Consider the following 23,056-nt stretch of genomic DNA (forward strand, 5'->3'; position numbering starts at 1 on the left):
CTCAGAGCGCCAGCCCACCCTCGCGGGCGCCGTCGGCCAGCGCAGCGACGCGGCCGTGGTACTGGTTGCCGGCGCGGTCGAAGACCACGCCCTCCACACCCGCGGCCTTGGCCCGCTCGGCCACCAGCTCGCCGACCTTCTTGGCCTTCGCCTTCTTGTCGCCCTCGAGGGAGCGCAGGTCGGCCTCCATGCTGGAGGCGGACGCCACGGTCTTGCCGGCCAGGTCGTCCACGACCTGGGCGGAGATGTGCTTGCTGGACCGGGTGACCACCAGGCGCGGACGCTCGGCGGTGCCGAACAGCTTCTTGCGGCCACGGACCTGGCGGCGCAGCCGCGACTTGGTGCGCGCAGCGGTGTGCTTGCGGTGTCCCAGGGAGATCGCCATGACTACTTACCGGCCTTTCCGACCTTCTTGCGGACCTGCTCGCCCGCGTAGCGGACGCCCTTGCCCTTGTAGGGCTCCGGCTTCCGCAGCTTGCGGATCTTCGCGGCCGTCTCACCGACGAGCTGCTTGTCGATGCCCTGGACGCCGAGCTTGGTGGCGCTCTCGACGGCGAAGGTGATGCCGTCGGGCGCGTCGAACGTGATCGAGTGGCTGTAGCCGAGCTGGAACTCCAGCTGGGTCGGGCCCTTGGACAGGACGCGGTAGCCCACGCCCACGATCTCGAGCTTCTTCTCGTAGCCGTCGGTCACGCCGACGACCATGTTGTTGATCAGGGTCCGCGTCAGGCCGTGCAGGGAACGGCTGATGCGCTCGTCGTCGGGACGCTTGACCTCGAGCACGTCGTCGGACTTCTCGACGGTGATCGGGGCGGCCACGGCGTGCGAGAGCGTGCCCTTGGGACCCTTGACGGTCACCAGGTTGTCGTCGATCGCGACGTCCACGCCGGACGGGACCGTGATCGGGAGCTTGCCGATGCGCGACATGTCAGTCTCCTCTAGACATATTCATTAGGGGACCCCGTCACCAGACGTAGGCGAGGACTTCCCCACCCACGCCCTTCTGGTTCGCCTGGCGGTCGGTCAGCAGGCCCTGGCTCGTCGAGATGATCGCGACGCCCAGGCCGCCCAGCACGCGGGGCAGGCCGGTGCTCTTGGCGTACACCCGCAGTCCGGGCTTGCTGATGCGGCGGACGCCGGCGATCGAGCGCTCCCGGTTGCGGCCGTACTTGAGGGTGATGGTCAGCGTCTTGCCGACGGCCCCCTCGGCGGGCTCGCCCACCTCGTAGGAAGTGATGTAGCCCTCCTGCCGGAGGATCTCGGCGACGCCCTGCTTCAGCTTGGAGTAGGGCATGGTCACCGCGTCGTGGTACGCCTGGTTGGCGTTGCGCAGACGCGTCAGCATGTCTGCGATCGGGTCAGTCATCGTCATGGTGCTTGTGTCTTCTCTCTGCTGTGGTTTCCGGCCGGTGAGGGGCGGACCTTCAGTGGTTGGGGTGGGTCACCAGGAGGACTTGGTGACGCCGGGGAGCTCGCCGCGGTGGGCCATCTCCCGCAGGCAGATACGGCACAGGCCGAACTTGCGGTAGACCGCCTTGGGCCGGCCGCAGCGCTGGCAGCGGGTGTAGCCGCGCACCGCGAACTTGGGCTTGCGGGCCGCCTTGACCCTCAGAGCTGTCTTCGCCATCTCAGTCGCTCCTTCTCTCAGCGCTCGGCGAACGGGAAACCGAGCTGCTTGAGCAGCGCGCGACCCTCGTCGTCGTTCGTGGCCGTGGTGACGACCGTGATGTCCATGCCGCGGGCGCGGTCGATGCGGTCCTGGTCGACCTCGTGGAACATGACCTGCTCGGTGAGACCGAAGGTGTAGTTGCCACGACCGTCGAACTGGTTGGGCGAGAGGCCGCGGAAGTCGCGGATGCGGGGCAGGGCCAGCGAGAGCAGCCGGTCCAGGAACTCCCACATGCGGTCGCCGCGCAGCGTCACGTGCGCGCCGATGGGCATGCCCTCGCGCAGCTTGAACTGCGCGATGGACTTGCGGGCCTTGGTGACGGTGGGCTTCTGGCCGGTGATCGCGGTGAGGTCCTTGACCGCGCCCTCGATCAGCTTCGAGTCGCGAGCGGCCTCGCCGACGCCCATGTTGACCACGATCTTGGTCAGGCCGGGCACCTGCATGACGTTCGCGATGTCGAACTCGCTCTTGAGCGCGGGGAGGATCTCCTCGCGGTAGCGGGTCTTCAGCCGCGGGGTCACCTTGGGCTCACGGGCGGCGGGTGCCTCCGTGGCCTCGGTGGCCTCGGTCTCGGTGGTGGTGTCGCTCATCAGACTTCCTTGCCGGTCTTGCGGGAGACACGGACGCTGCGCTGGGCGGTGTACGTCGAGCCGTCGGAGCGGCGCTTGGAGACCTCGTCGCGGCGGAAGCCGAGACGGGTCACGCCCTTGCCCTCGACGAGCATCACGTTCGACACGTGGATCGGTGCCTCGGTCGTGATGATGCCGCCGGTGGTGCCGGCGCGGCCGCCCTGCTGGACGACCTTGGTGTGCCGCTTGACGCGGTTCACGCCCTCGACGATCACGCGCTGCTCCTCACGGAGCACGGCGATGACCTTGCCCTCGGCGCCCTTGTCGGAGCCGGCGATCACCTTGACGGTGTCGCCCTTCTTGATGTTCACGCTCAGCTTCTTGCTCTTACCCATGGCTCAGAGCACCTCCGGGGCCAGCGAGATGATCTTCATGAACTTCTTGTCGCGCAGCTCGCGGCCCACGGGGCCGAAGATGCGGGTGCCGCGCGGCTCGCCGTCCTGGCGGAGGATCACCGCGGCGTTCTCGTCGAAGCGGATGTAAGAACCGTCGGGACGACGGCGGGCCTTCACGGTGCGCACGACGACGGCCTTGACGACGTCACCCTTCTTGACGTTGCCGCCAGGGATCGCGTCCTTGACCGTGCACACGATGATGTCGCCGATGCCGGCGTAGCGACGGCCGGAGCCACCGAGCACGCGGATGCAGAGGACTTCCTTCGCACCCGTGTTGTCGGCGACCTTGAGCCGCGACTCCTGCTGGATCACTTCGCACGCTCCAGAATCTCCACGACCCGCCAGCGCTTGGTGGCCGACAGGGGCCGGGTCTCCATGATCAGGACGCGGTCGCCGACGCCACAGTCATTGGCCTCGTCGTGCGCCTTCAGCTTCGAGGTCCTGCGCATGACCTTGCCGTAGAGCGCGTGCTTGACGCGGTCCTCGACGGCGACGACGACGGTCTTGTCCATCTTGTCGCTGACGACCAGGCCCTCGCGGGTCTTGCGCGTCCGACGAACGACACTGCGCTCGACTCCCGTTGCCTGAGTCTCGTTGGTGGTCTCGCTCATGCCTTCTCACTGGCCTTCTCGTTGGTCCCGGGCGTGGACCGGATGCCGAGCTCGCGCTCACGCACCACGGTGTAGATCCGGGCGATGTCCTTCTTGACCGTCCGCAGCCGGCCGTGGCTCTCCAGCTGGCCGGTGGCCGCCTGGAAGCGGAGGTTGAACAGCTCCTCCTTGGCCTCGCGCAGACGCGCCTCGAGGTCTGTGGCGTTCATGTCGTCCAGCTCGTGAGCTTGCGTGCCCTGCTGCGCCATCAGAACTCTCCTTCCTCGCGCGAGATGAAACGGGTCTTCATGGGGAGCTTGTGCTGCGCGCGGCGCATCGCCTCCTTGGCGATGTCCTCCGTGACGCCGGACAGCTCGAACAGCACGCGACCGGGCTTGACGTTGGCCACCCACCACTCCGGCGAGCCCTTGCCGGAGCCCATGCGGGTCTCGGCGGGCTTCTTGGTCAGCGGACGGTCGGGGTAGATGTTGATCCACACCTTGCCGCCACGCTTGATGTGCCGGGTCATGGCGATACGGGCCGACTCGATCTGCCGGTTCGTGACGTAGGAGCCCTCGAGGGACTGGATGCCGAAGTCACCGAACGCCAGGCGCGTGCCGCCCTTGGCGGCACCGGTCCGCTTGGGGTGGTGCTGCTTGCGGTGCTTGATACGACGGGGCATCAACATGGCGTCAGCCCTCGCTTCCGGACTCGCTGGGAGCGGCGGTCGCCTCGGCGGGCGCCTCGGTCGAGCCGCCCTGGCTGCCACCGCGGGTGCCGCGGCTCGGCCGCTCGCCACCGCGCTCGCCGCTCCGCTGGGGACGACCGCTGCGGCCGGGGACGCCCGCGCGGGCGGCGGCCTGGGCCTGACGCTCGGCACGGGTGCCGGCGACCTCGCCCTTGTAGATCCACACCTTCACGCCGATGCGGCCGAAGGTGGTGCGGGCCTCGTAGAAGCCGTAGTCGATGTCGGCACGCAGGGTGTGCAGGGGCACGCGGCCCTCGCGGTAGAACTCGGTGCGCGACATCTCGGCGCCGTTGAGGCGGCCGGAGCACTGGATCCGGATGCCCTTGGCACCGGAGCGCATCGAGGTCTGCATCGCCTTGCGCATCGCGCGACGGAACTGCACGCGACCCGACAGCTGCTCGGCGACACCCTGGGCGACCAGCTGAGCGTCGATCTCGGGGTTCTTGACCTCGAGGATGTTCAGCTGGACCTGCTTGCCGGTGAGCTTCTCCAGCTCGCCGCGCAGCCGGTCGGCCTCCGCGCCGCGGCGGCCGATCACGATGCCCGGACGCGCGGTGTGGATGTCGACGCGCACGCGGTCACGGGTGCGCTCGATCTCGACCTTGGCGATGCCGGCGCGCTCCATGCCCTTGGCGAGCAGCTTGCGGATCGCGACGTCCTCGCCGACGTACGACTTGTACAGCTTGTCGGCGTACCACCGGCTCTTGTGGTCGGTGGAGATGCCCAGACGGAAGCCGTTGGGGTTGATCTTCTGTCCCATCAGGCGCTCTTCCCAGTCTTCTTGGCAGTGGTCTTCTTGGCGGCCGTCTTCTTCTGGGCCGGAGCCTTCGGCTCCTGCTTCACGACCGGCTCGACGGCCAGGGTGATGTGGCTGGTCCGCTTGAGGATGCGGGTCGCCCGGCCCTGGGCACGGGGGCGCCAGCGCTTCATCGTCGGGCCCTCGTCGACCAGGCCCACGGTGACGACCAGGTCGCCGCGGTCGAGGTCCTCGGTGGTCACCGCGTTGGCCACGGCGCTCTCGAGCACCTTGTGGACCGTCGTCGCGGCCGTCTGCGGCGCGAAGGCCAGCAGGTCCAGGGCGGCGTCCACGGGCAGACCGCGGACCATGTCCACGACCCGGCGGGCCTTCATCGGGGTGATGCGGACGTACCGGGCGCTCGCGAAGGCACCCGGACGGTCGCCGAGCAGCGACTCGCGTCGGGCACTCTGGCGCCGGCGTTCGGTGGTAGGCATGTCAGCGTCGCCGTCCCTTCCGGTCGTCCTTGACGTGCCCGCGGTAGGTGCGGGTCGGGGCGAACTCCCCGAGCTTGTGGCCGACCATCGCGTCGGTCACGAAGACGGGGACGTGCTTGCGGCCGTCGTGCACGGCGATCGTGTGGCCGATCATGGCCGGGACGATCATCGAGCGGCGTGACCAGGTCTTGATGACGTTGTGGCTGCCCTTGTCGTTCTCGGCGTCCACCTTCTTCATCAGGTGGCCGTCGACGAAGGGGCCCTTCTTCAGGCTGCGAGGCATGTCGGTTACTTCCTACCCTTGCCGGTCTTGCGGCGGCGGATGATCTGGGCGTCGCTCGCCTTGCGGCGACGCGTGCGGCCCTCGGGCTTGCCCCAGGGCGACACCGGGTGACGACCACCGGACGTCTTGCCCTCGCCACCACCGTGCGGGTGGTCGACGGGGTTCATGACGACACCGCGGACGGTCGGGCGCTTGCCCTTCCAGCGCATGCGGCCGGCCTTGCCCCAGTTGATGTTGGACTGCTCGGCGTTGCCGACCTCGCCGATCGTGGCGCGGCAGCGGACGTCGACGAAGCGCATCTCGCCGGACGGCATGCGCAGCGTGGCGCGCGAGCCCTCCTTGGCGACCAGCTGGGCGCTGTTGCCCGCGGAACGGGCGATCTTGGCGCCGCCGCCGGGACGCAGCTCGATGCAGTGCACCGTGCTGCCGACCGGGATGTTGCGCAGCGGCAGGTTGTTGCCCACCTTGATGTCGGCCGTCGGGCCGGACTCGAGGTTGGCGCCCTGGACCAGGTCCTTCGGGCACACGATGTAGCGCTTCTCGCCGTCGGCGTAGTGCAGCAGCGCGATGCGCGCGGTGCGGTTCGGGTCGTACTCGATGTGCGCGACCTTGGCCGGCACGCCGTCCTTGTCGTAGCGACGGAAGTCGATGATGCGGTAGGCGCGCTTGTGACCGCCGCCCTGGTGCCGGGTGGTGATCCGGCCCTGGTTGTTGCGGCCGCCCTTCTTGGCCAACGGGCGCGTCAGCGACTTCTCCGGCGTGGTCCGGGTGATCTCGACGAAGTCGGCCACCGAGGAGCCACGACGGCCCGGGGTGGTCGGCTTGTACTTGCGGATAGCCATGTTCTCTCAGTCCCTAGGTAGCCCGGTCAGGAGACCGGACCTCCGAAGATGTCGATGCGGTGGCCCTCGGCGAGGCTGACGATCGCGCGCTTGGTGTCCTTGCGCTTGCCGAGCCCGGTGCGGGTCCGGCGTGTCTTGCCCTTGCGGTTGATGGTGTTGACCGCGGTGACCTTGACGTTGAAGACCTTCTCGACCGCGATCTTGATCTCGGTCTTGTTGGCGTCGGGACGCACGAGGAAGGTGTACTTGTTGTTGTCGAGGAGGCCGTAGCTCTTCTCCGACACCACCGGGGCGACGAGCACGTCGCGGTGGTCCTTGTGCAGGGTGCTCACTTGTCGTCCTCCGCATCATCGGCGACCGAGCCGCCACCGGCGCGCGTGAAGCCCGCGGCCTCGGCGTCCTCGGCGGTCTTGAAGTAGAACTCCGCGTCGGTCTGGTCGTACCACTGGCCGTCGGGCTCGTGGTACAGACCCGAGTCGGCGTTGCCCTTGACCTCGTAGCCCTTGGGAGCGCCGCCGCTCTTCAGCGGGGCCTTCGCGCCCTTGGGGAGCTCCGGCTTCTCGTCGGCCTCGACGGTCTCGACCTTCTCGGCCTTCTCCGGCTTCTCGGCCTTCGCGGCCTTGGCGGTCTTGACGTCCGCAAGAGCGGCCGGGGCAGCGGCCTCGACCTCGATCGTCTCGGCGACCGTCGCGCTCGAGGTGTCGCCACCGACGAACGCCTCGTACGCGCCCTGGGTGAAGACCACGTCGTCGGCAGCCAGCACGTCGTAGGTGTTGAGCTGGTCGACGGCGACGATGTGCACCTCGGGCGCGTTGCGCAGCGAGAGCCAGGTCAGCGCGTCGGAGCGCTCGAGGACCACCAGGAAGTTGGTGCGCTCCACCACGCCCTGCAGCGCCTTGAGGGCGGTGCGGGTCGAGGGCTTCTCACCGGAGACCAGCGAGTCGACGACGTGGACGCGGCCGTTCTGGGCCCGGTCGGACAGGGCGCCACGCAGCGCGGCGGCCTTCATCTTCTTGGGCGTGCGCTGGGAGTAGTCGCGCGGCTGCGGGCCGTGCACGACGCCACCACCGGCGAACTGCGGCGCACGGGTCGAGCCCTGGCGGGCGCGGCCGGTGCCCTTCTGCTTGTAGGGCTTGCGGCCACCGCCGCGGACCAGGCCGCGGGTCTTGGTGGCAGCGGTGCCCTGGCGCGCGGCGGCCTGCTGGGCCACCACGACCTGGTGGATCAGCGGGACGTTGACCGGCGCGTCGAAGATGTCGGCGGGCAGGTCGACCTTGAGGACCTGCGTCTTGCCTGGGGTGCTCACTGGGCGCTACCTCCCTTGGCGGCCGAGCGGAGGACCAGCAGGCCACCCTTGGGGCCGGGGACGGCGCCCTTGAGCAGGATCAGGCCCTTCTCGGCGTCGACGGCGTGGACGGTGACGTTCTGGGTGGTGACGGTGTCGCCACCCATGCGGCCGGCCATCCGGACACCCTTGAAGACGCGGCCGGGCGTGGCGCAGGCGCCGATCGAACCCGGCTTGCGGTGGTTGCGGTGGGCGCCGTGCGAGGCACCGACACCGTGGAAGCCGTGCCGCTTCATGACGCCGGCGAAGCCCTTGCCCTTGCTGGTGCCCGTCACGTCGATCTCGTCGCCGGCGGCGAAGGTGTCGACGGCGAGCTCCTGGCCCGGCTCGTACGACGCGGCGTCGGCCGTGCGGATCTCGAGGAGGTGGCGGCGCGGGGTCGACCCGGCCTTGGCGAAGTGACCGGCGGTCGGCTTGTTGACCTTGCGGGCCTCGATCTCGCCGAACCCGACCTGGATGGCGTTGTAGCCGTCGGTCTCGGGGCGGCGGACCTGGGTCACCACGTTGGTGCCGGCGGCGACGACGGTCACGGGGACGACGAGGTTGTTCTCGTCCCAGACCTGGGTCATGCCGAGCTTGGTGCCCAGCAGCCCCTTCACGTTGCGTTCGATAGTCATGTGAGAGCCCTCAGAGCTTGATCTCGATGTCGACGCCGGCCGGCAGGTCGAGGCGCATCAGGGAGTCGACGGTCTTCGGGGTGGGGTCGATGATGTCGATGAGGCGCTTGTGGGTGCGCATCTCGAAGTGCTCGCGGGAGTCCTTGTACTTGTGGGGCGAGCGGATGACGCAGTACACGTTCTTCTCGGTCGGCAGCGGCACGGGGCCGGCGACGCGAGCACCCGTGCGGGTGACGGTGTCCACGATCTTGCGCGCCGAGGTGTCGATCACCTCGTGGTCATAGGCCTTGAGCCTGATGCGGATCTTCTGTCCCGCCATAGGTCTCTCTCGTCCTTCTTCTCGTCCCAAGTGGGTGGGTTCCTGGGCCGCTCCAGCGACCCGCACCATCGACCCCCGCGGTCGGGCGTGTCGCAGACATTCGATCTGCGACCCGCCGAAGCGGATCTGATGATGGGGGTGTTGGCCCGACGATCGAGAGCTATCTCGGCGTCGAACGGATCGGGTCTCCAGGTGCGGTGCGGCCGCACAGCGACCACCGGCACCCATCGGGAGACGCGATTCAATGGTCAAGTACTGCCGCACCCCGGCAACCCGCCGGAGCAACCGGACTATCTTGGCAGACCTTTGGAAGCACGCAAAATCCGATGGCTCCCTGCGAGGATGGTGCCTCCCCATCTCGGGGTTTCGGTCACGTCGGAGCGGTTCGGAGGCGGAGCAGCCATGTCGGGAAGCGAGTCCTACCCGCCCCCCGGCTCCGCCGGGCACGAGCCGGCCCCGCAGCCACCCCCTCCCCCGTCCGGCTGGCAGCAGCAGCCCCCACCGCCGCCGGCCTGGTCGCCGTACCCTGCCCCGGCGAGCGGACCGATCGGCCAGCCGATGGGCCAGCTGATGGGCCAGCCGCCGATGGTGGCGGCCACCCTGCGCCCCGGCGCGATCCCGCTGCGACCGCTCGGGCTCGGCGACATCTACGACGCGGCGTTCCGGATCATCCGCCACAACGCCCGCGCCACGGTCGGGTCCGCCGTGCTGGTGACGGCGGTCGCCATGCTCATCCCGGTGCTCATCACCGCGGCGTTCGCCTGGACGGTGGACGCGTCGCTGGACCCGGACGCGAACATCACGGACGCGGGTGTGATCGGCGCCCTGGGCACCGACGCCTTCGGCTGGCTGCTCCAGTCGGTCGGGCTGGTGCTGGTGACCGGGATGGTCGCGCACGTGACCATGGCCGCCGCCCTCGGGCAGAAGCTGACGCTCACCCAGGCGTGGGAGGCCACGAAGGGCAAGCGCCTGAAGCTGTTCGGGCTGATGGCGCTGCTGCTGGTGATGATGCTGCTCCTCATCGCCCTGTTCGTGGTGGCCTGGCTGGCCGCCAGGGTCGGCCTGGGGTCGGGCGGGATCGTGCTGGCGTTCTTGTCGTTCCCGGTGTTCGTCGCCGTCCTGTGGTGGTTCTGGATCCGCGTCTACTACCTGCCCGTGCCGGCCCTGATGCTCGAGGACGTCGGCATCTTCGGCGCCATCGAGCGGGGCCACGCGCTCACGCGTGGGGCGTTCTGGCGGGTGTTCGGCATCGCCCTCCTCACCACGATCGTGACGTCCGTCGCCGGCCTGATGCTGACCATTCCCCTCGGCCTGGTCACCGGCTCGTTGGCCGACGCGGGGATGTCGCCGGGTGCGGAGGCGGTCTGGCGCTCGGTGGCCAACGGGATCGGCTCGGTCGTGCAGTCGGCGTTCGTGGCACCGTTCACCGCGGTCGTGACGGCGGTGCAGTACGTCGACCAGCGGATCCGCAAGGAGGCCTTCGACGTCGAGCTGATGACCCGGTCCGGGATCACCGGCCGGTGACCGCACCCCGGTTCGACCCGCCACTGACCCCCGGCGGTGGGGAGGCCCACGACCTGCTGCGCCGCGAGCTGCTCCACCCGGAGTACCACCAGGACAACCTGCTGCTGCGACTCATCGACTGGCTCGGACGCGTGCTGGACAACGGGCTGAACACCGCCCGGAACATGCCGCCGCTGACCACGTTCGCGGCGATGCTGGTCGGGCTGCTCGTCGTGGCGGCGCTGGCCTGGCTGCTCAGTCGCGCGCGCCGCACCGGGCGAGCTCCCGCGGGGGCCCGGCCGGTCATGCTGGAGGAGTCGGTGACCGCCGACCAGCTGCGGGACCGCGCGGTGGCCGCGCTGGCGGAGGGCCGGTACGCCGACGCGCTGGTCGACGCCTTCCGCGCGGCCGCGCTCCGCCAGGTCGAGCGCGACCGCATCGACGACGTGCCCGGGGCCACCGCCCGCGAGGTCGCCCTGGCCCTGGCCGGGGCGTTCCCCGAGCAGGCCCCGGAGGTGTACCGCTGCGCCGCCTGGTTCGACCTGGTGCTGTACGGCGGGCGCCCGGCCACCCGCGAGCAGGCCGAGCAGGTGCTCGGCCTGGACCACCGGCTCGGGGGACGCGTGGAGGCCCGGTGGTGAGCCCGGTGGTGAGCCCCGTGGTGAGCCCCGTGGTCAGGAGGGGCACCCGCTGGCGTCCGCGCCTGTCGACGATCGTTGTCGCCGCGGCCGCCCTGCTGGCCGTTGCCGTGGTGATCCTGGTCAGCGGCCGGCCGGCGACCGCGACGCCCCTCGACCCGGACAACCCGCGACCCGAGGGCGCTCGGGCCGTCGCCCGGGTGCTGGACGCCGAGGGTGTCGACGTCCACGTGGTGCGCGGCGCCGACGCGTTCGACGCCGAGACCCTCGGGCCGGGCGACACGGTCGTGGTGACCTCGACCTACTTCCTGGGGCGCAGCACCGCCGACCGGCTGGTGACGCACCTGGCGGGCGCGGACCTCGTGCTCGTCGGGCCCGAGCCGGGTGTCGTGGAGGCGCTCGGCCTGACGGCGCCGTCGTCCTCCGTCTCGCTCGACGGCGAACGTGCGGCCGCGTGCGACGACCCGCTCCTGGCCGGGCTGCGGATCGACGTGGACTTCGCCACCGAGTACGACGTGCCGGACGGCTGCTTCGCCGGGGAGCACGGCTCGCTCGCGGCGTACCCGCGACCCGGCGTCATCCTGCTCGGTGCGGCCGACGTGCTGACCAACAACCAGGTCCTACGTGCCGACAACGCCGCCGTCGCGCTGCGGCTGCTGGGGCAGAGTCACCGGCTGGTCTGGTACGTCCCGCAGCTGGAGGACCTGCGCGGGAACGACGGCGTCAGCCTGCGCACCCTGCTGCCCGACTGGATCCTGCCCGGCCTCTGGATCGCCGGGGCCACCGTGGTCGCGCTGCTGCTGTGGCGCTCGCGGCGCCTCGGGCCGCTGGTGACCGAGCCGCTCCCCGTCACCGTGAAGGCGATCGAGACCGCCCGCAGCCGGGGCCGCCTCTACCGCCGGTCCGGCGACCGCGTGCACGCGGCCCGGGCGCTGCGGCGGGCCACCCGCCGGTCGCTCGCCGAGCGGCTGCACCTGCCCGCGAGCGTGGACCCGCAGGTGCTCATCCGCAGTGTCGCCCGCCACCTGGACCAGCCGCCGTCGCAGGTGGCTGCCCTGCTGGACGACGACGCTCCGGCGCCGGGCACCGACCACGACCTGATCACCCTGGCCAACGACCTGGCGGCGCTCGAACGAGAGGTGCGAAGCAGATGACCGAAGGCACGACCGACACCCCGCCGACCGACCCCGCGCCGCCGGACGCGGTCCGCGAGCGGCTGGCGGCGGTCCGCGGCGAGGTGGCCAAGGCCGTGGTGGGCCAGGACGCGGCCGTCTCCGGGTTGCTGGTGGCGCTGCTCTGCGGCGGGCACGTGCTGATGGAGGGGGTGCCGGGCGTCGCCAAGACGTTGCTGGTGCGCTCGCTCGCCGGCGCGCTGGACGTGCGTACCCGTCGGGTGCAGTTCACCCCCGACCTGATGCCCGGCGACATCACCGGCTCGATGGTGATCGACAGCAAGCAAGGCGAGCTGAGCTTCCGCGAGGGTCCGATCTTCACCCACCTGCTGCTCGCCGACGAGATCAACCGGACGCCGCCCAAGACCCAGTCGGCGCTGCTCGAGGCGATGGAGGAGGGGCAGGTCTCGGTCGACGGTGTCTCCCGCCCGCTCCCCCGGCCGTTCCTGGTGGCCGCCACGCAGAACCCCGTCGAGTACGAAGGGACCTACCCGCTGCCCGAGGCCCAGCTCGACCGGTTCCTGCTCAAGGTGGTGCTGCCGATCCCGCCGCGCGACGCCGAGCTGGAGATCGTGCGCCGGCACGCCGAGGGCTTCGACCCCCGGGACGTCGCGGGCGCCGGCGTGCGGGCGGTCTGCGGTCCGGACGACATCGCGGCCGGCCAGGAGGCGGTCAAGCGGGTGCAGGTCTCGCCCGAGGTCTCGTCGTACATCGTCGACATCGCCCGCGCGACCCGGGAGTCCCCGTCGCTCAGCCTCGGCGTGAGCCCGCGCGGCGCCACCGCGCTGATGCGGTCGGCTCGGGCGTGGGCATGGCTGACCGGTCGCGACTTCGTCACCCCGGACGACGTGAAGGCGCTGGCGCAGGCCACCTTGGCCCACCGGCTGGGCCTGCGCCCCGAGGCCGAGCTCGAGGGCGTGCAGGTCGGCCAGGTCCTGGACTCCGCGCTGGGCTCGGTACCGGTCCCCCGCTGATGGCCATCTCCGGTCGGGTGCCGCTGCTGGTGCTGCTGGGCCTCGTGCCCGTGGTGCTCCGGCCGTCGTTCGGCACCATGTGGCTCTGGCTGCTGGCCGTGACCCTCGTGGTGCTGGCCGACTGGCTGCTCGCGCCGCGCCCGGAGTCCCTCGAGATCACCCGCCGGGCCACCGAACCGGTGCGCATGACCTACCCGACCTCCTCGACGCTGCTGGTCGTGAACCCGTCGAGCCGCACCGTCGCCGGCGTGCTGCGCGACGCCTGGCAGCCGACCGCCGGTGCGTCGGTCAACCGGTTCCCGCTCCGACTGACGCCGGGTGACCGGGTGCTGCTGCACACGCCCCTGCGACCCGTACGCCGCGGGGACCTGCGCGCCCACCGCGTCACCGTCCGCCTGCGCGGACCGCTCGGTCTCGCCTCCCGGCAGGTCACCCGCGAGGTACCCGGCGTGGTGCGGTCGCTGCCGCCGTTCGAGTCCCGCAAGCACCTGCCGTCGCGGCTGGCCCGGCTGCGCGACCTCGACGGGCGCTCGGCGGTGCGGGTGCGCGGGCAGGGCACCGAGTTCGACTCGCTGCGCGAGTACGTCCGCGGCGACGACGTCCGCTCCATCGACTGGCGGGCCACCGCGCGCAACCGCACCGTCGTGGTGCGCACCTGGCAGCCCGAGCGGGACCGGCGCGTGGTGCTGGTGCTCGACACCTCACGTACCTCGGCCGGCCGGGTCGACGACGTACCCCGCCTGGACTCCGCCATGGACGCCGCGCTGTTGCTGGCCGCCCTGGCCGCCCGCGCCGGTGACCGCGTCGACTTCCTGGCCGGGGACCGGCGCGTCCGCGCGCGGGTCCGGGCGGCCGGGACCCGCGAGGCGGCCGCGCGCATCCAGGACACGATGGCCGACCTCGAGCCGGTGATCGCCGAGGCGGACTGGACGGCGCTGGCCGGCGCGGTCACCGGGCTCGGCCGCCAGCGGGCGCTGGTCGTCCTGCTCACGCCGCTGGAGTCCTCGGCGATCGAGGAGGGCCTGCTGCCGGTCCTGCCGACACTGGTCCGCCACCACCGCGTCGTCCTGGCGTCGGCGAAGGACCCGGCCCTGGACCGGCTGGCCGCGGCGCGGACCACCGTCGACGACGTGTACGACGCCGCGGCGGCCGAGCAGGTGCTGGCCCGGCGCCGCGGCACCGCCGACCTGCTCCGCGCCCTCGGAGTCGACGTCGTGGACGCAGCCGCCGAGCAGCTGCCGCCGGCGCTGGCCGACCACTACCTCGCGCTCAAGGCGCAGGGCTTGCTGTGAGCGGCCCGACGATCAGCGTGGCCTGACCAGGTCGGTCGGCCTGCTCCACGGTCCGTAGCCGTCGGCGTTCCGGGCGCGCACCCTGAACCGGTACTCGCCGGCACCGAGGGCGAAGAAGAGCTGCCGCTTGCCGGGCGACACCAGCTTCTGGGCGACCTTCCTCCCGCTCGCGGCGAAGACCGCGACCTGGTAGCCCGAGATCCTCAGGCCGCCGGCCTCGGCCGGGGGCCTCCAGACGACACCCGCGGTCCGGTCACCGCCGGACGCGCCGGCTCGCTCGTCGACCCTGCGCGGCTTGGACAGCGGGTCGATGGTCACCGTGATGGAGGCGCGGGGACCCTGGCCCGCGGCGTTCAGGGCGGAGACGGCGATCGTGTGCTTGCCCGCTCCGACGTTCTTGAGGACGAGCGAGGTGGAGGTGGTGGTCGTCCTGAGCTTGCCGTCGACGTACGTCTTGTAGCCCGACACGGGCCCGGCTCCGCTCGAGTCGGGGGCCGTCCAGGTCAGTCCGAGGACCGAGCCGTCGAACGGTGCCAGCCTCTTGGTCCTGAGCCCGTGCGGGGCCCCGGGCGAGCCCTGGTTCTCCACCGGCAGGGCGCGCCGCAGGTGCCAGCGACTGGTCGTGGCCGCGAGCACGGTCACGTAGGTGTTCTGGGCGTCCCGGGACACCGGCCGCACGACGCAGTAGTAGAGGCCGGTGGACAGAGTCCCGCCCGAGCAGTCGGGCACCAGGGAGTCCCGGCCACCCTCGTCGGTGTGCACGACCTGCACCTCACCGAGCGGGGTGGCCATCACCTCGGGCTGGGAGTAGCGGACCACCAGCCTGGCCGGATGCGCGGCATCGGGGACGAGGCCGTCGGCGTGCGCCAGCACCTCGTTGCCGATCTGCTTGACGTCGGCGGTCACGCCGCGTTCCTCGAGCTGGACGAGGGCCGGGACGCCGTTCGTGCCGGGCACGGTGAAGCCCAGGCTCATCGGGTCCGTCGCCGGGTTCGTGGTCGGCTGGCAGGCGGGGACGCTGTCACAGCGGCCGGTCGCGAACGTCGTCCCCGCAGACACGGCGGCACCGACCTTCTGGTTGTCCGGCATGGCCAGGGTCCCCGACAGCACCGCGACGGTGCCGGTGCCCAGGTACTTGCCCTGGACGACGCTGGTGCCGCTTCCGCCGCTCTTGCGAAGGGTGCCGTTGTTCGTGACGACGCTCTTGGTCAGTCCCGAGACGTCGGAGCCCGGGTAGTAGCCGCCGTCGCCGGCCAGGTCGACGAGGCCACCCGGCTGGGTCGTCAGCGCCGTGCCGTCGTCGGCCGTCACGGACGAACCGGGGGTCACCGTCAGCACCCCGCCACCGGCCACGCTGAGGGTGTAGCCCGTGCGGATGAGGGCGCCGAGGTTCGCCACGGTCGCGTGGCCCTCGACCACCAGCTCGCCGGTGTCCGCCGGCGGCTGGGGACCGTTCGCAACGTCCCGGGAGGTCAGCGTCGCGGCCGAGGTGGTCGAGCCCAGGGTGAGGGCGCCCTGGACCCGGATGGTGCCGCTGCCGCCGAGCTGACCGCCGGTCGCCTGCACGCTCGTCCCCGCGGCCCAGACCGACTCGGCGCTGCCGTTGGCGAGGATCCCGGCACCGGCGTGCAGCACGATCGTCGCGCTCCCGGCGACGTGGAGCTGGTCGACCGTGGAGAGGGTGTTCGCCGCGACGTCGATGGTGTCGGTGGTCTCGATGCAGATGACGTCACCGGGCCGGTCCCCCGGGATGCCCGCCGGGCTCCAGTTGCCGCCGTCGCCCCACGTGGTGTGGTCGGACGAGCCGGTCCAGACCCGCACAGTGGGGGACCCCGACGAGCACACCGACGGCAGCGCCTCCGCCACCTGGGGCGTCGCGAGCACGACCACGCTCGACGCCACCACCGCGGCCACGGCCGATCCCACGGTCGGCCCACCCCACCGCTTCACACGCCTCCAGCTTTCCCCGAGACGCGATCGTCCGGGGTCTGTCTAGCGGGGCGACACCCAATCAGTCCAGGCACTGAACGGGCCGTACTTGTCGAGGTTCCTCGCCCGCACCTTGAACCGCACCTTGCCGGTCGTCTTGAACGTCACCATCACCTTGAGCTTGGCGGCGCTGACCTTCTTCTTGGCGACCACCTTGCCGGCCTTGTTCACCACGACCACCTGGTAGTCGGTCAGCGCCAGACCGCCCACGCTGGCCGGCGCCTTCCACCTCAGCCCCGCCGTCTTCTTGCCACCCTTGGCGCCCCTGAGGGCGACCGCCTGGCGGGGCTTGGACAGGGCCTTGATCGTCACCGCCGTGGCGGCCTTGGCGCCGTTGCCGATGACGTTGACCGCCTGGACCTCGAGCGTGTGCGCGCCGACGCCCGGGTTCGGGACGTCCGCGGCCAGGCCGGCGGTGGTGGCCACCTGCTTGCCGTCGAGGAGGACGCGGTACGACGACACCGCGGCGCCGCCGTCGTTCGCCGGCTCCGCCCACACGAGGTGGACCCCCGCACCACCGCCGGTGATCGCCGCGGCCGCAGCCTGCGGGGCGGACGGTGCCGTCTGGTCGCCCGGCTCGCCCGGCAAGTTGCGGCGCAGGTGCCAGCGCGAGGTCTCGGTCGTCTTGATCGTGACGATGGTGTTCTCAGCGGTGCGCTGGACCGGACGCACGACGCACGCCGTGGCGCCGGGCGGCAGCGTGCCCGTCACGCAGTCGGGGATCTGGACCTGGAGACCTGAGTCGAGCGTGTGCGCGACCTGCACCGACGCCAGCGGCGTCGCCATCACGTCCGGGTCGGAGAGCCGCAGGGTGATGGTGGCGGGGTTTCCGGCGTCGGGGGTGAGCTGGTCGGCGTGCGCGAGGATCTCCTGGCCGATCCGCTTGGAGTCCTGGGTCAGCGGCGGGACGGCCAGCTCCTGCAGCTGGACCGAGGCCGTCTGGGGGTTGGAGCCGGGGATCTGCATCGTCACGGCGGTGGGGTCGATCGCCGGGGAGACGCTGCCGGCGCAGACCGACGTCGTACCGGCACCGCACGCCCCGGTGCCGAGGGACATGCCGGCCACCACCTTGCCGGAGACGACCTGGCCGCCCGCGAAGGCCAGCGTCGCGCAGCAGTCGACCTCCACCGTCGACCCCGAGATCGCGGTGTACGCCGCGTCGATGATGCTGGTCGTGCCACCGCCGGTCTTGGCGATCGTGCCGGCGTTCACGAGGGACCCCACGGTCCGCCCTGGAACGGGGCTCCCCTGGTAGTAGCCGCCCGCGCCGTTGAGCTCGAGCCGGCCTCCCGCGACGGTGGTCCCGGTCCCCCAGTCGGCGGTCACGAACCCGTCGTTGTCGACGACGAGCTTGCCGAAGATCCCGATGCCGTACGACGAGCGCATCGACAGGGCGCCGTCGTCGACGAACACGGAGCCGTCCCCGGGAATGTCCATGGTGCCGCCCTGACCTCCCCAGAACGTCCCCACCGGGCCGTCGACCGAGGTGAGCACGGACCCGCCGCTGAAGTGCACCGTGCCGTGCACGTGGATCAGTCCGGTGCCACCGATCGTCCCGTGGTCGACGAACACGTCCCCGAGCCACAGCGAGAACTCGTGGGTGTCCACGAAGAGGTTGGCGTTGGTGACCGTCAGGGTGGCGAGGGTGTCGATGTGCAGCTTGGCGACGTGGACGACGCCGGTGCTCAGCGTGGCGGACTTGCCGCCCTGGATGCAGGCCACGGAGCTCGGGCCAGGCACGTTGTTGGTCCAGTTGCCGCCGGTCGCCCAGTTACCGCTGCCGGTGAACGTCGTCGTGCAGTCCCCTGGCAGCGCTCCGTTCGCCGCCGGCACCGCGACCACGACCAGCAGGGCGGCGACCAGCGCGCCCAGCGCTCCCAGGACCCCGGCCCGCTTCGGCCTCTGCGTGCGGCTCATCCCATGACCCCCCTCGCCACGAATCCCAGAAGAGTAAGCCGGACAGGGCCCGCCTGACGACCGTGTTCCGGTCAGCCCGCCCCGACGAGGCTCTGGAACAGCTCGCGGACCCGGTCCGGCGGCAGTGACGTGCCCAGGGTCCACTCCCGCCCGGCCGCCTCCGGGCCGAGCGTGCTCCGGGCGAGCTCGAGCCCCCCGGCGAGGTCGCCCTCGACCGGGTCGTCGGTCCCGGTCGGCGACGGGGCCAGCCGCTGCGCCGCGGCGTACAGCCGCACGGCCTCCGCCGCCCGGCCGCGGGCCGCGCCCAGGGACGCCGCGATGCGGTAGCACTGGGCGACCATCTGCTTCTGGCCGACGTTCTCGGCCGACTCGAACGCCCGGGTGAGGACGGGGACGGCGCCGGCCAGGTCGCCCGCGGCCACCGACGCACGGGCCAGCACCAGCAGCGCGACGCCGGCCTCCATCGGCAGCACCGGGTCGGCGATGGCGAACGACTCCTCGGCGTACGCCCGCGCCCCGTCCGCGTCGGCCTCGTCGAGGGCGATCTCGGCCAGGATGCTCAGGGCGTCCGAGGTCCGCAGGATGTCGCCGTGCCCGCGGGCGACGGCCAGGCGGGCGAGGTGCATCTCGCGCTCGGCCTCGAAGTCCCCGGCGATGCCGTGGGAGATGGCCAGCACCCCGAGCCCCTCGGCGACCAGGGGGTACAGGCCGAGCCGGCCGGCCGCCTCGGCCCCGAGGCGGGCCAGCTCGGTGCCGCGGGAGACCTCGTTGGTGACCAGGAGCAGGGCACCGTAGTAGCAGCGGCTGGTGGCGACGGTCGCCTCGTCGCCCAGCGGCTCGGCGACCGCGATCGCCCGCTCGAAGGACGTGGCCGCCTCCTCGTAGTCGTTGAGGTGGTAGGCCAGCAGCCCCGCGAGGGAGTGCAGCCGGCCCGCCGACTGCGTGTCCCCCGGTACCGACCGCAGGACCGCGCGGGTGCGGGCGAGGCCGGTGCGCAGCTCGCCCGAGGCCACCCAGAACGGTCCGGCCGCCAACGCGAGGTCGACGGCCTCCTCGATGCGGCCCAGGCGAACGGCGGACTCGAGGCTCGCGTGCACGTCGCGCGAGATGTCCTGGAACCGGCCCAGCGCCATGCGTCCCTCGGCCCGGTCCAGGTCGTCGTGCCAACGGTTGACGTTCTCCAGCAGGTAGGCGACGAGGGCCAGACGGGCCGGGTCGAGCTCGCGGGGGTCGGACACCTGGCCGCGCAGGTACGCCCGGACGGTCGCCGGCATCACGAAGCCGACCCGCACCCGGCTCACCAGCGACCGCACCAGGCCCGCGTCCAGGACCTCGGTGAGCCCGTCGATGACGTCGCCGAGGTCGGCGGCGACCGCTTCGGCCGCCTCGAGGGTGAAGCCGTCCTCGAAGACCAGCAGCCTCCGGCACAGCCGTCGGGCGCCGTCGCCGAGCCGGTCGACGCTCCAGGCGATCGTCGAGGCCAGGGCCCGCTGGCGCTCGGGCACGTCCGGGGCCGTCGTGCGCAGCAGCTCGAGCCCCGTCTCCAGGCTCTCGCGCAGGCCGTCGATGCCGACCAGCCGGACCCGGGCGGCGGCCAGCTCGAGGGCGAGCGGGACGCCGTCGAGCAGCCGGACGACCTCGGCGAGCTCGCGCTCCCGGCCGGTCAGGTCGAGGTGCGGGTCGGCCTGCCGGGCCATCCGGCTGAACAGCTCGACGGCCGGGTTGGCCCGTACCTCGGCCGCGGACGCGTGCGGGGGAGGTACGTCGAGCGGGTCCACCGTGAGCACCTGCTCGCCGGTGAGCCGCAGCGGGAAGCGGCAGGTGACGAGCAGCTCCAGCGAGGGCAGGTCCTCCAGCAGCCGGCGTACGGCGGCCGCCCCCTCGGCCGACACGTCGACGTTGTCGAGCACCACCAGCGGTCCGCGGTCGCCCGGACCGACCTCGGCGTCGGGGTCGCCCACGACTGCGGTGACCGCGGCGACCACGTCCTCGGCGGTGTCGGCCTCGGTCACCTCCACGAACGAGACCTCCCGCTGCGTGATGTCGCGCAGGTGCGCGGCGGCCACGGTGGCGACCCGGGTCTTCCCCGTGCCGCCCATCCCGGTCAGCGTGACCAGGAGCGTGGTCGCCTCGCGCAGGGTCAGGTCCACCCGGTCGACCAGACCGTCGCGACCGACCGTCGGCGTCCGCGGGATCGGCAGGCGGCCGGCAGCCCGAGGGGCCGGGTGGTCGCCGAGAGCGGGGTCACGGGTCGGGTCCTCCAGGAGGATCGCGGCCTCGATGCGCTTGAGCGCCTCGCCCGGCTCGATGCCGAGCTCGTCGGCGAGGACGGCCCGCGCGTCGGCGTACACCTCCAGCGCGTCCTGGAAGCGCTGGCCGCGGTAGTACGCCGTCATCAGCTGGCCCCAGAGCCGCTCGCGCGTCGGGTTCTCGCGGGTCGCGGCCCTGAGCTCGTCGACCACCTCGGCGTGGTGACCGAGCAGGAGCATCAGCTCGAACCGCTCCTCGACCAGGCTGCTGCGCAGCTCGGTCAGCCGGTCCACGTGCGGCCGGGCGAACGGCACGTCCTCGACGCCCGACAGCACCGGGCCCGTCCAGAGGGCCAGCGCAGCCTCCAGGGTCGCCACCGCCGCGCCCGGCTCCTGCTCGCCCGCCGCGGCGGCCAGCGACTCCGCGCGGAGTGCGTCGACGTCCTCGGGGCCGACGTCGAGGGTCAGCCCGTCCGGGCCGAGGGCGACGCCCACGCGTTCGGCGAGAGCCTCGAGCGTGCCCGGCGGAGGCATCAGCGCGCCCCACAGCCCGGCGGTCACCTCGTCGGCCGGCACCGGGCCACCCGCGGCGAGCGCCAGCATCGCGACGAGCGCGCGGTCGCGCTTGCCGGCCGGGGTGCGGTCCTGACCGTCCACCTCGGCGCGCACCGGGCCCAGCACGTCCACGCGCACGGCGAGAAGCGTAGGGCTTCGGACGGCGCGTCAGCCCTGGCTGGCCACCCGGTCCTCGAGCAGGGCGTCGTCGATGTCCCCGGTCTCGCCGCGCAGGTAGGCCGCGCGGCCCAGGACGAACACGTACGTCAGGAACGCCGCCTCCGCCAGCAGCCCGATGCCGACCCGGGCGAACGTCGGCAGCCCGGACGGCGTCACGAAGGCCTCGATGAGCCCGCTGACCAGCAGCACCAGCACCAGACCGAGCGCCACCGTCGCCGCGGTCCGGCCCTCCCGCGCGACCGCCTGGCTGCGGGACCGGTCGCCGGGCTCGACCCACGACCAGAACAGCCGGAAACCGACGCCGCCGGCCACGAAGACGGCGGTCAGCTCGAGCAGCCCGTGGGGCAGGATCAGCCCCCAGAACAGCTCGCCGCGGTCGTGCCGGATCATCACCGAGCCGATGATCGCCAGGTTGGCGATGTTGTCGAAGAGCACCTTGACCAGCGGCAGCCCGAGGATGCCGAGGCCGAGGCACAGGGCCGTCACCCAGGCGTTGTTGACCCAGACCTGCGCGGCGAAGTGGCTGGCGGCGTACTGGCTGTAGTAGCCCTCGAAGTCGTTGTTCACGAGCTGGTCCACGTCGTCGGGCGACAACAGTCCCTGCTCCACCGCGGGGTGGTCGAGCAGCCACCACATCATCACCGCGGTGACGACGACGTTGGCGGCCATGGTGCCGATCCACCACCAGCGCAGCCGGTACAGCGCGGCGGGGAAGCGGTCGACCAGGAACCGGCGCACGCCGTCCCACGTGCCGACCCGGGTGCCGACCGAGCGGTTGCGGGCGCGGGCGAGCAGCGAGGACAGGTGGGCCACGAGGGTCGGGTCGGGCGCGGCGCTCCGGAGCACCGACAGGTGGGTGGCGACCTGTTGGTAGCGCTCGACGAGCTCGTCGGCCTCCGCGCCGCTGAGCCGGTGCTGCTTCAGCAGCCTCTCGAGGCGGGCCCAGTCCGCATGGTGCGCGAGCACATAAGCGTCCAGGTCCACGCCGGGAAGCCTAGGCTTTCCCGTGATGTCGCACCCCGAGTTCGCCACCCTCTCCGCCGACGACCTGGTCACCGGCGAGGCGGTCGCGCTCGACCTGCCGCCGGCGAGCCTCGGCCTGCGGATGGCCTCCGGGCTGGTCGACGTGCTGGCGACGGTCGCCCTGCTGCTCGTGGTGATCTACACCTTCCTGGTCGCCGCCCTGCAGTCGGACGCCGCGCTCGCCCAGGTGGCGTTCGTGGGCACGCTGGTCGTGGTCTTCCTCGTCTTCCCGACGACCGTGGAGACGCTCAGCCGCGGCAAGTCGCTCGGCAAGTGGGCGTTCGGGCTGCGCACGGTGCGCGACGATGCGGGGCCGATCAGCTTCCAGCACGCGTTCGTCCGGGCGCTGGTCGGGTTCGTGGAGACCTATGCGACCGGCGGCTGGCTGGCGTTCTTCTCCTCGCTGATGAGCGAGCGCGGCAAGCGGCTGGGTGACTACGCCGCCGGCACGTACGTCGTGCGGGAGCGGGTGCGCCTCCACCTCGCGCCGCCACCGCCGATGCCGCCGGAGCTCGCGGACTGGGCGCGCCGCGCCGACGTCGTCACCCTCCCGACGGCACTGGCGCTCGCGGTACGCCAGTTCCTCCAGCGGGCGGCGAGCCTGGAGCCCGGCTCCCGGGCGACCGTCGGGGCGCACCTGGCGCAGCAGGTGTCGGCGTACGTCGCCCCGCCCCCGCCCCCCGGACACGCGCCCGAGACGTTCCTGGCCGCGGTGGTGGCCACCGGGCGCGAACGCGACGAGGCCCGGCTCGGCCGTGAGCGGGCGTTCCGCGAGCGGCTCACGGCGCGTCGCGGCTAGGTGTACCCGGCCAGGACCTGGGTAGCGGCGAGCCTGGTTGAACGAACGAGAACCTCCGAATGGGATGTGGCTTGTCTAAGGCCCACTTCCACCCG

The 23,056-nt window shown here is 71.9% G+C and carries 28 protein-coding genes; 6 read left to right on the plus strand and 22 right to left on the minus strand.

Annotation, left to right across the window (positions count from 1 at the left end):
- Window position 1 precedes the first annotated feature (1 nt).
- The 18 genes from rplR to rpsJ all read right to left on the minus strand — a co-directional run bounded on the left by rplR (window position 2) and on the right by rpsJ (window position 8,670).
- Window positions 2-385, minus strand: a complete 384-nt coding sequence (gene rplR / locus ISU07_RS19500; RefSeq protein ID WP_194708503.1) for a 50S ribosomal protein L18 — start codon at window positions 383-385, stop codon at window positions 2-4.
- A 2-nt stretch (window positions 386-387) separates the two neighbouring features.
- Complete coding sequence (gene rplF / locus ISU07_RS19505; protein ID WP_194708504.1) at window positions 388-927, minus strand: 50S ribosomal protein L6; 540 nt, start codon at window positions 925-927, stop codon at window positions 388-390.
- A gap of 37 nt (window positions 928-964) precedes the next feature.
- Window positions 965-1,372: a 30S ribosomal protein S8 gene (rpsH, locus tag ISU07_RS19510; protein ID WP_194708505.1), complete on the minus strand. Its 408-nt coding sequence runs from the start codon at window positions 1,370-1,372 to the stop codon at window positions 965-967.
- Between the two features lie 69 nt (window positions 1,373-1,441).
- Window positions 1,442-1,627, minus strand: coding sequence for a type Z 30S ribosomal protein S14 (locus ISU07_RS19515; RefSeq protein ID WP_028636399.1), 186 nt, complete (start codon window positions 1,625-1,627; stop codon window positions 1,442-1,444).
- A 17-nt stretch (window positions 1,628-1,644) separates the two neighbouring features.
- On the minus strand, window positions 1,645-2,259 hold the full coding sequence (rplE, locus tag ISU07_RS19520; RefSeq protein ID WP_228522218.1) for a 50S ribosomal protein L5: 615 nt from the start codon (window positions 2,257-2,259) through the stop codon (window positions 1,645-1,647).
- The gene (gene rplX, locus ISU07_RS19525) at window positions 2,259-2,633 is read right to left on the minus strand and encodes a 50S ribosomal protein L24 (RefSeq protein ID WP_228522219.1); all 375 of its coding nucleotides are present in this window, start codon (window positions 2,631-2,633) and stop codon (window positions 2,259-2,261) included. The genes rplE and rplX overlap by 1 nt, the downstream gene beginning before the upstream one ends.
- A 3-nt stretch (window positions 2,634-2,636) precedes the next feature.
- Complete coding sequence (gene rplN / locus ISU07_RS19530) at window positions 2,637-3,005, minus strand: 50S ribosomal protein L14 (protein WP_194708506.1); 369 nt, start codon at window positions 3,003-3,005, stop codon at window positions 2,637-2,639.
- Window positions 3,002-3,304, minus strand: coding sequence for a 30S ribosomal protein S17 (gene rpsQ / locus ISU07_RS19535; RefSeq protein WP_194708507.1), 303 nt, complete (start codon window positions 3,302-3,304; stop codon window positions 3,002-3,004). Before rpsQ ends, rplN begins: the two co-directional genes overlap by 4 nt.
- Window positions 3,301-3,552 carry a 50S ribosomal protein L29 gene (gene rpmC / locus ISU07_RS19540; protein WP_194708508.1) on the minus strand — a complete coding sequence of 84 codons (252 nt, stop codon included), beginning with the start codon at window positions 3,550-3,552 and terminating at the stop codon, window positions 3,301-3,303. The genes rpsQ and rpmC overlap by 4 nt, the downstream gene beginning before the upstream one ends.
- Entirely contained in the window at window positions 3,552-3,971 is a 420-nt protein-coding gene (gene rplP, locus ISU07_RS19545) for a 50S ribosomal protein L16 (RefSeq protein WP_194708509.1), read from the minus strand. The genes rpmC and rplP overlap by 1 nt, the downstream gene beginning before the upstream one ends.
- A gap of 4 nt (window positions 3,972-3,975) precedes the next feature.
- Window positions 3,976-4,791 (minus strand): 30S ribosomal protein S3, encoded by an 816-nt coding sequence (rpsC, locus tag ISU07_RS19550; RefSeq protein ID WP_194708510.1) that lies wholly within the window; start codon window positions 4,789-4,791, stop codon window positions 3,976-3,978.
- On the minus strand, window positions 4,791-5,264 hold the full coding sequence (rplV, locus tag ISU07_RS19555) for a 50S ribosomal protein L22 (protein WP_194708511.1): 474 nt from the start codon (window positions 5,262-5,264) through the stop codon (window positions 4,791-4,793). The genes rpsC and rplV overlap by 1 nt, the downstream gene beginning before the upstream one ends.
- Window position 5,265: 1 nt before the next feature.
- Window positions 5,266-5,547, minus strand: coding sequence for a 30S ribosomal protein S19 (gene rpsS, locus ISU07_RS19560; protein WP_194708512.1), 282 nt, complete (start codon window positions 5,545-5,547; stop codon window positions 5,266-5,268).
- A gap of 5 nt (window positions 5,548-5,552) precedes the next feature.
- On the minus strand, window positions 5,553-6,389 hold the full coding sequence (gene rplB / locus ISU07_RS19565) for a 50S ribosomal protein L2 (protein WP_194708513.1): 837 nt from the start codon (window positions 6,387-6,389) through the stop codon (window positions 5,553-5,555).
- Between the two features lie 26 nt (window positions 6,390-6,415).
- Entirely contained in the window at window positions 6,416-6,721 is a 306-nt protein-coding gene (gene rplW / locus ISU07_RS19570; protein WP_194708514.1) for a 50S ribosomal protein L23, read from the minus strand.
- Window positions 6,718-7,695, minus strand: a complete 978-nt coding sequence (rplD, locus tag ISU07_RS19575; protein ID WP_194708515.1) for a 50S ribosomal protein L4, sunset domain variant — start codon at window positions 7,693-7,695, stop codon at window positions 6,718-6,720. Before rplD ends, rplW begins: the two co-directional genes overlap by 4 nt.
- Entirely contained in the window at window positions 7,692-8,351 is a 660-nt protein-coding gene (gene rplC, locus ISU07_RS19580; RefSeq protein WP_194708516.1) for a 50S ribosomal protein L3, read from the minus strand. The genes rplD and rplC overlap by 4 nt, the downstream gene beginning before the upstream one ends.
- Window positions 8,352-8,361: 10 nt before the next feature.
- On the minus strand, window positions 8,362-8,670 hold the full coding sequence (gene rpsJ, locus ISU07_RS19585) for a 30S ribosomal protein S10 (RefSeq protein ID WP_139977667.1): 309 nt from the start codon (window positions 8,668-8,670) through the stop codon (window positions 8,362-8,364).
- 402 nt (window positions 8,671-9,072) lie between these two features.
- Between rpsJ and ISU07_RS19590 the strand changes: the two genes are divergently transcribed.
- The 5 genes from ISU07_RS19590 to ISU07_RS19610 are packed head-to-tail and all read left to right on the plus strand — an operon-like array spanning window position 9,073 to window position 14,249.
- Window positions 9,073-10,194 (plus strand): hypothetical protein, encoded by a 1,122-nt coding sequence (locus tag ISU07_RS19590; RefSeq protein ID WP_194708517.1) that lies wholly within the window; start codon window positions 9,073-9,075, stop codon window positions 10,192-10,194.
- Complete coding sequence (locus tag ISU07_RS24935; RefSeq protein ID WP_194708518.1) at window positions 10,191-10,814, plus strand: DUF4129 domain-containing protein; 624 nt, start codon at window positions 10,191-10,193, stop codon at window positions 10,812-10,814. The genes ISU07_RS19590 and ISU07_RS24935 overlap by 4 nt, the downstream gene beginning before the upstream one ends.
- Before the next feature lie 17 nt (window positions 10,815-10,831).
- The gene (locus tag ISU07_RS19600; protein WP_194708519.1) at window positions 10,832-11,965 is read left to right on the plus strand and encodes a DUF4350 domain-containing protein; all 1,134 of its coding nucleotides are present in this window, start codon (window positions 10,832-10,834) and stop codon (window positions 11,963-11,965) included.
- A complete protein-coding gene (locus tag ISU07_RS19605; RefSeq protein ID WP_194708520.1) occupies window positions 11,962-12,957 on the plus strand; it encodes an AAA family ATPase in 996 nt (331 codons plus the stop codon). The genes ISU07_RS19600 and ISU07_RS19605 overlap by 4 nt, the downstream gene beginning before the upstream one ends.
- Entirely contained in the window at window positions 12,957-14,249 is a 1,293-nt protein-coding gene (locus ISU07_RS19610; protein ID WP_194708521.1) for a DUF58 domain-containing protein, read from the plus strand. Before ISU07_RS19605 ends, ISU07_RS19610 begins: the two co-directional genes overlap by 1 nt.
- Before the next feature lie 12 nt (window positions 14,250-14,261).
- On the opposite strand, the gene ISU07_RS19615 is transcribed toward ISU07_RS19610, so the two are convergent.
- From ISU07_RS19615 to ISU07_RS19630, 4 genes are all read right to left on the minus strand, one after another.
- Window positions 14,262-16,163, minus strand: a complete 1,902-nt coding sequence (locus ISU07_RS19615; protein WP_194708522.1) for a fibronectin type III domain-containing protein — start codon at window positions 16,161-16,163, stop codon at window positions 14,262-14,264.
- Between the two features lie 78 nt (window positions 16,164-16,241).
- Window positions 16,242-18,155, minus strand: a complete 1,914-nt coding sequence (locus tag ISU07_RS19620; RefSeq protein ID WP_194708523.1) for a hypothetical protein — start codon at window positions 18,153-18,155, stop codon at window positions 16,242-16,244.
- A gap of 71 nt (window positions 18,156-18,226) precedes the next feature.
- Entirely contained in the window at window positions 18,227-21,097 is a 2,871-nt protein-coding gene (locus ISU07_RS19625; RefSeq protein WP_194708524.1) for an ATP-binding protein, read from the minus strand.
- Window positions 21,098-21,127: 30 nt separating this feature from the next.
- Window positions 21,128-22,123, minus strand: a complete 996-nt coding sequence (locus tag ISU07_RS19630) for a stage II sporulation protein M (protein ID WP_194708525.1) — start codon at window positions 22,121-22,123, stop codon at window positions 21,128-21,130.
- Between the two features lie 25 nt (window positions 22,124-22,148).
- On the opposite strand from ISU07_RS19630, the gene ISU07_RS19635 reads away from it, so the two are divergent.
- Window positions 22,149-22,961, plus strand: coding sequence for an RDD family protein (locus tag ISU07_RS19635; RefSeq protein ID WP_194708526.1), 813 nt, complete (start codon window positions 22,149-22,151; stop codon window positions 22,959-22,961).
- Window positions 22,962-23,056: the final 95 nt, after the last annotated feature.

The organism is Nocardioides islandensis (assembly GCF_015352455.1).
GTDB lineage: Bacteria > Actinomycetota > Actinomycetes > Propionibacteriales > Nocardioidaceae > Nocardioides > Nocardioides islandensis.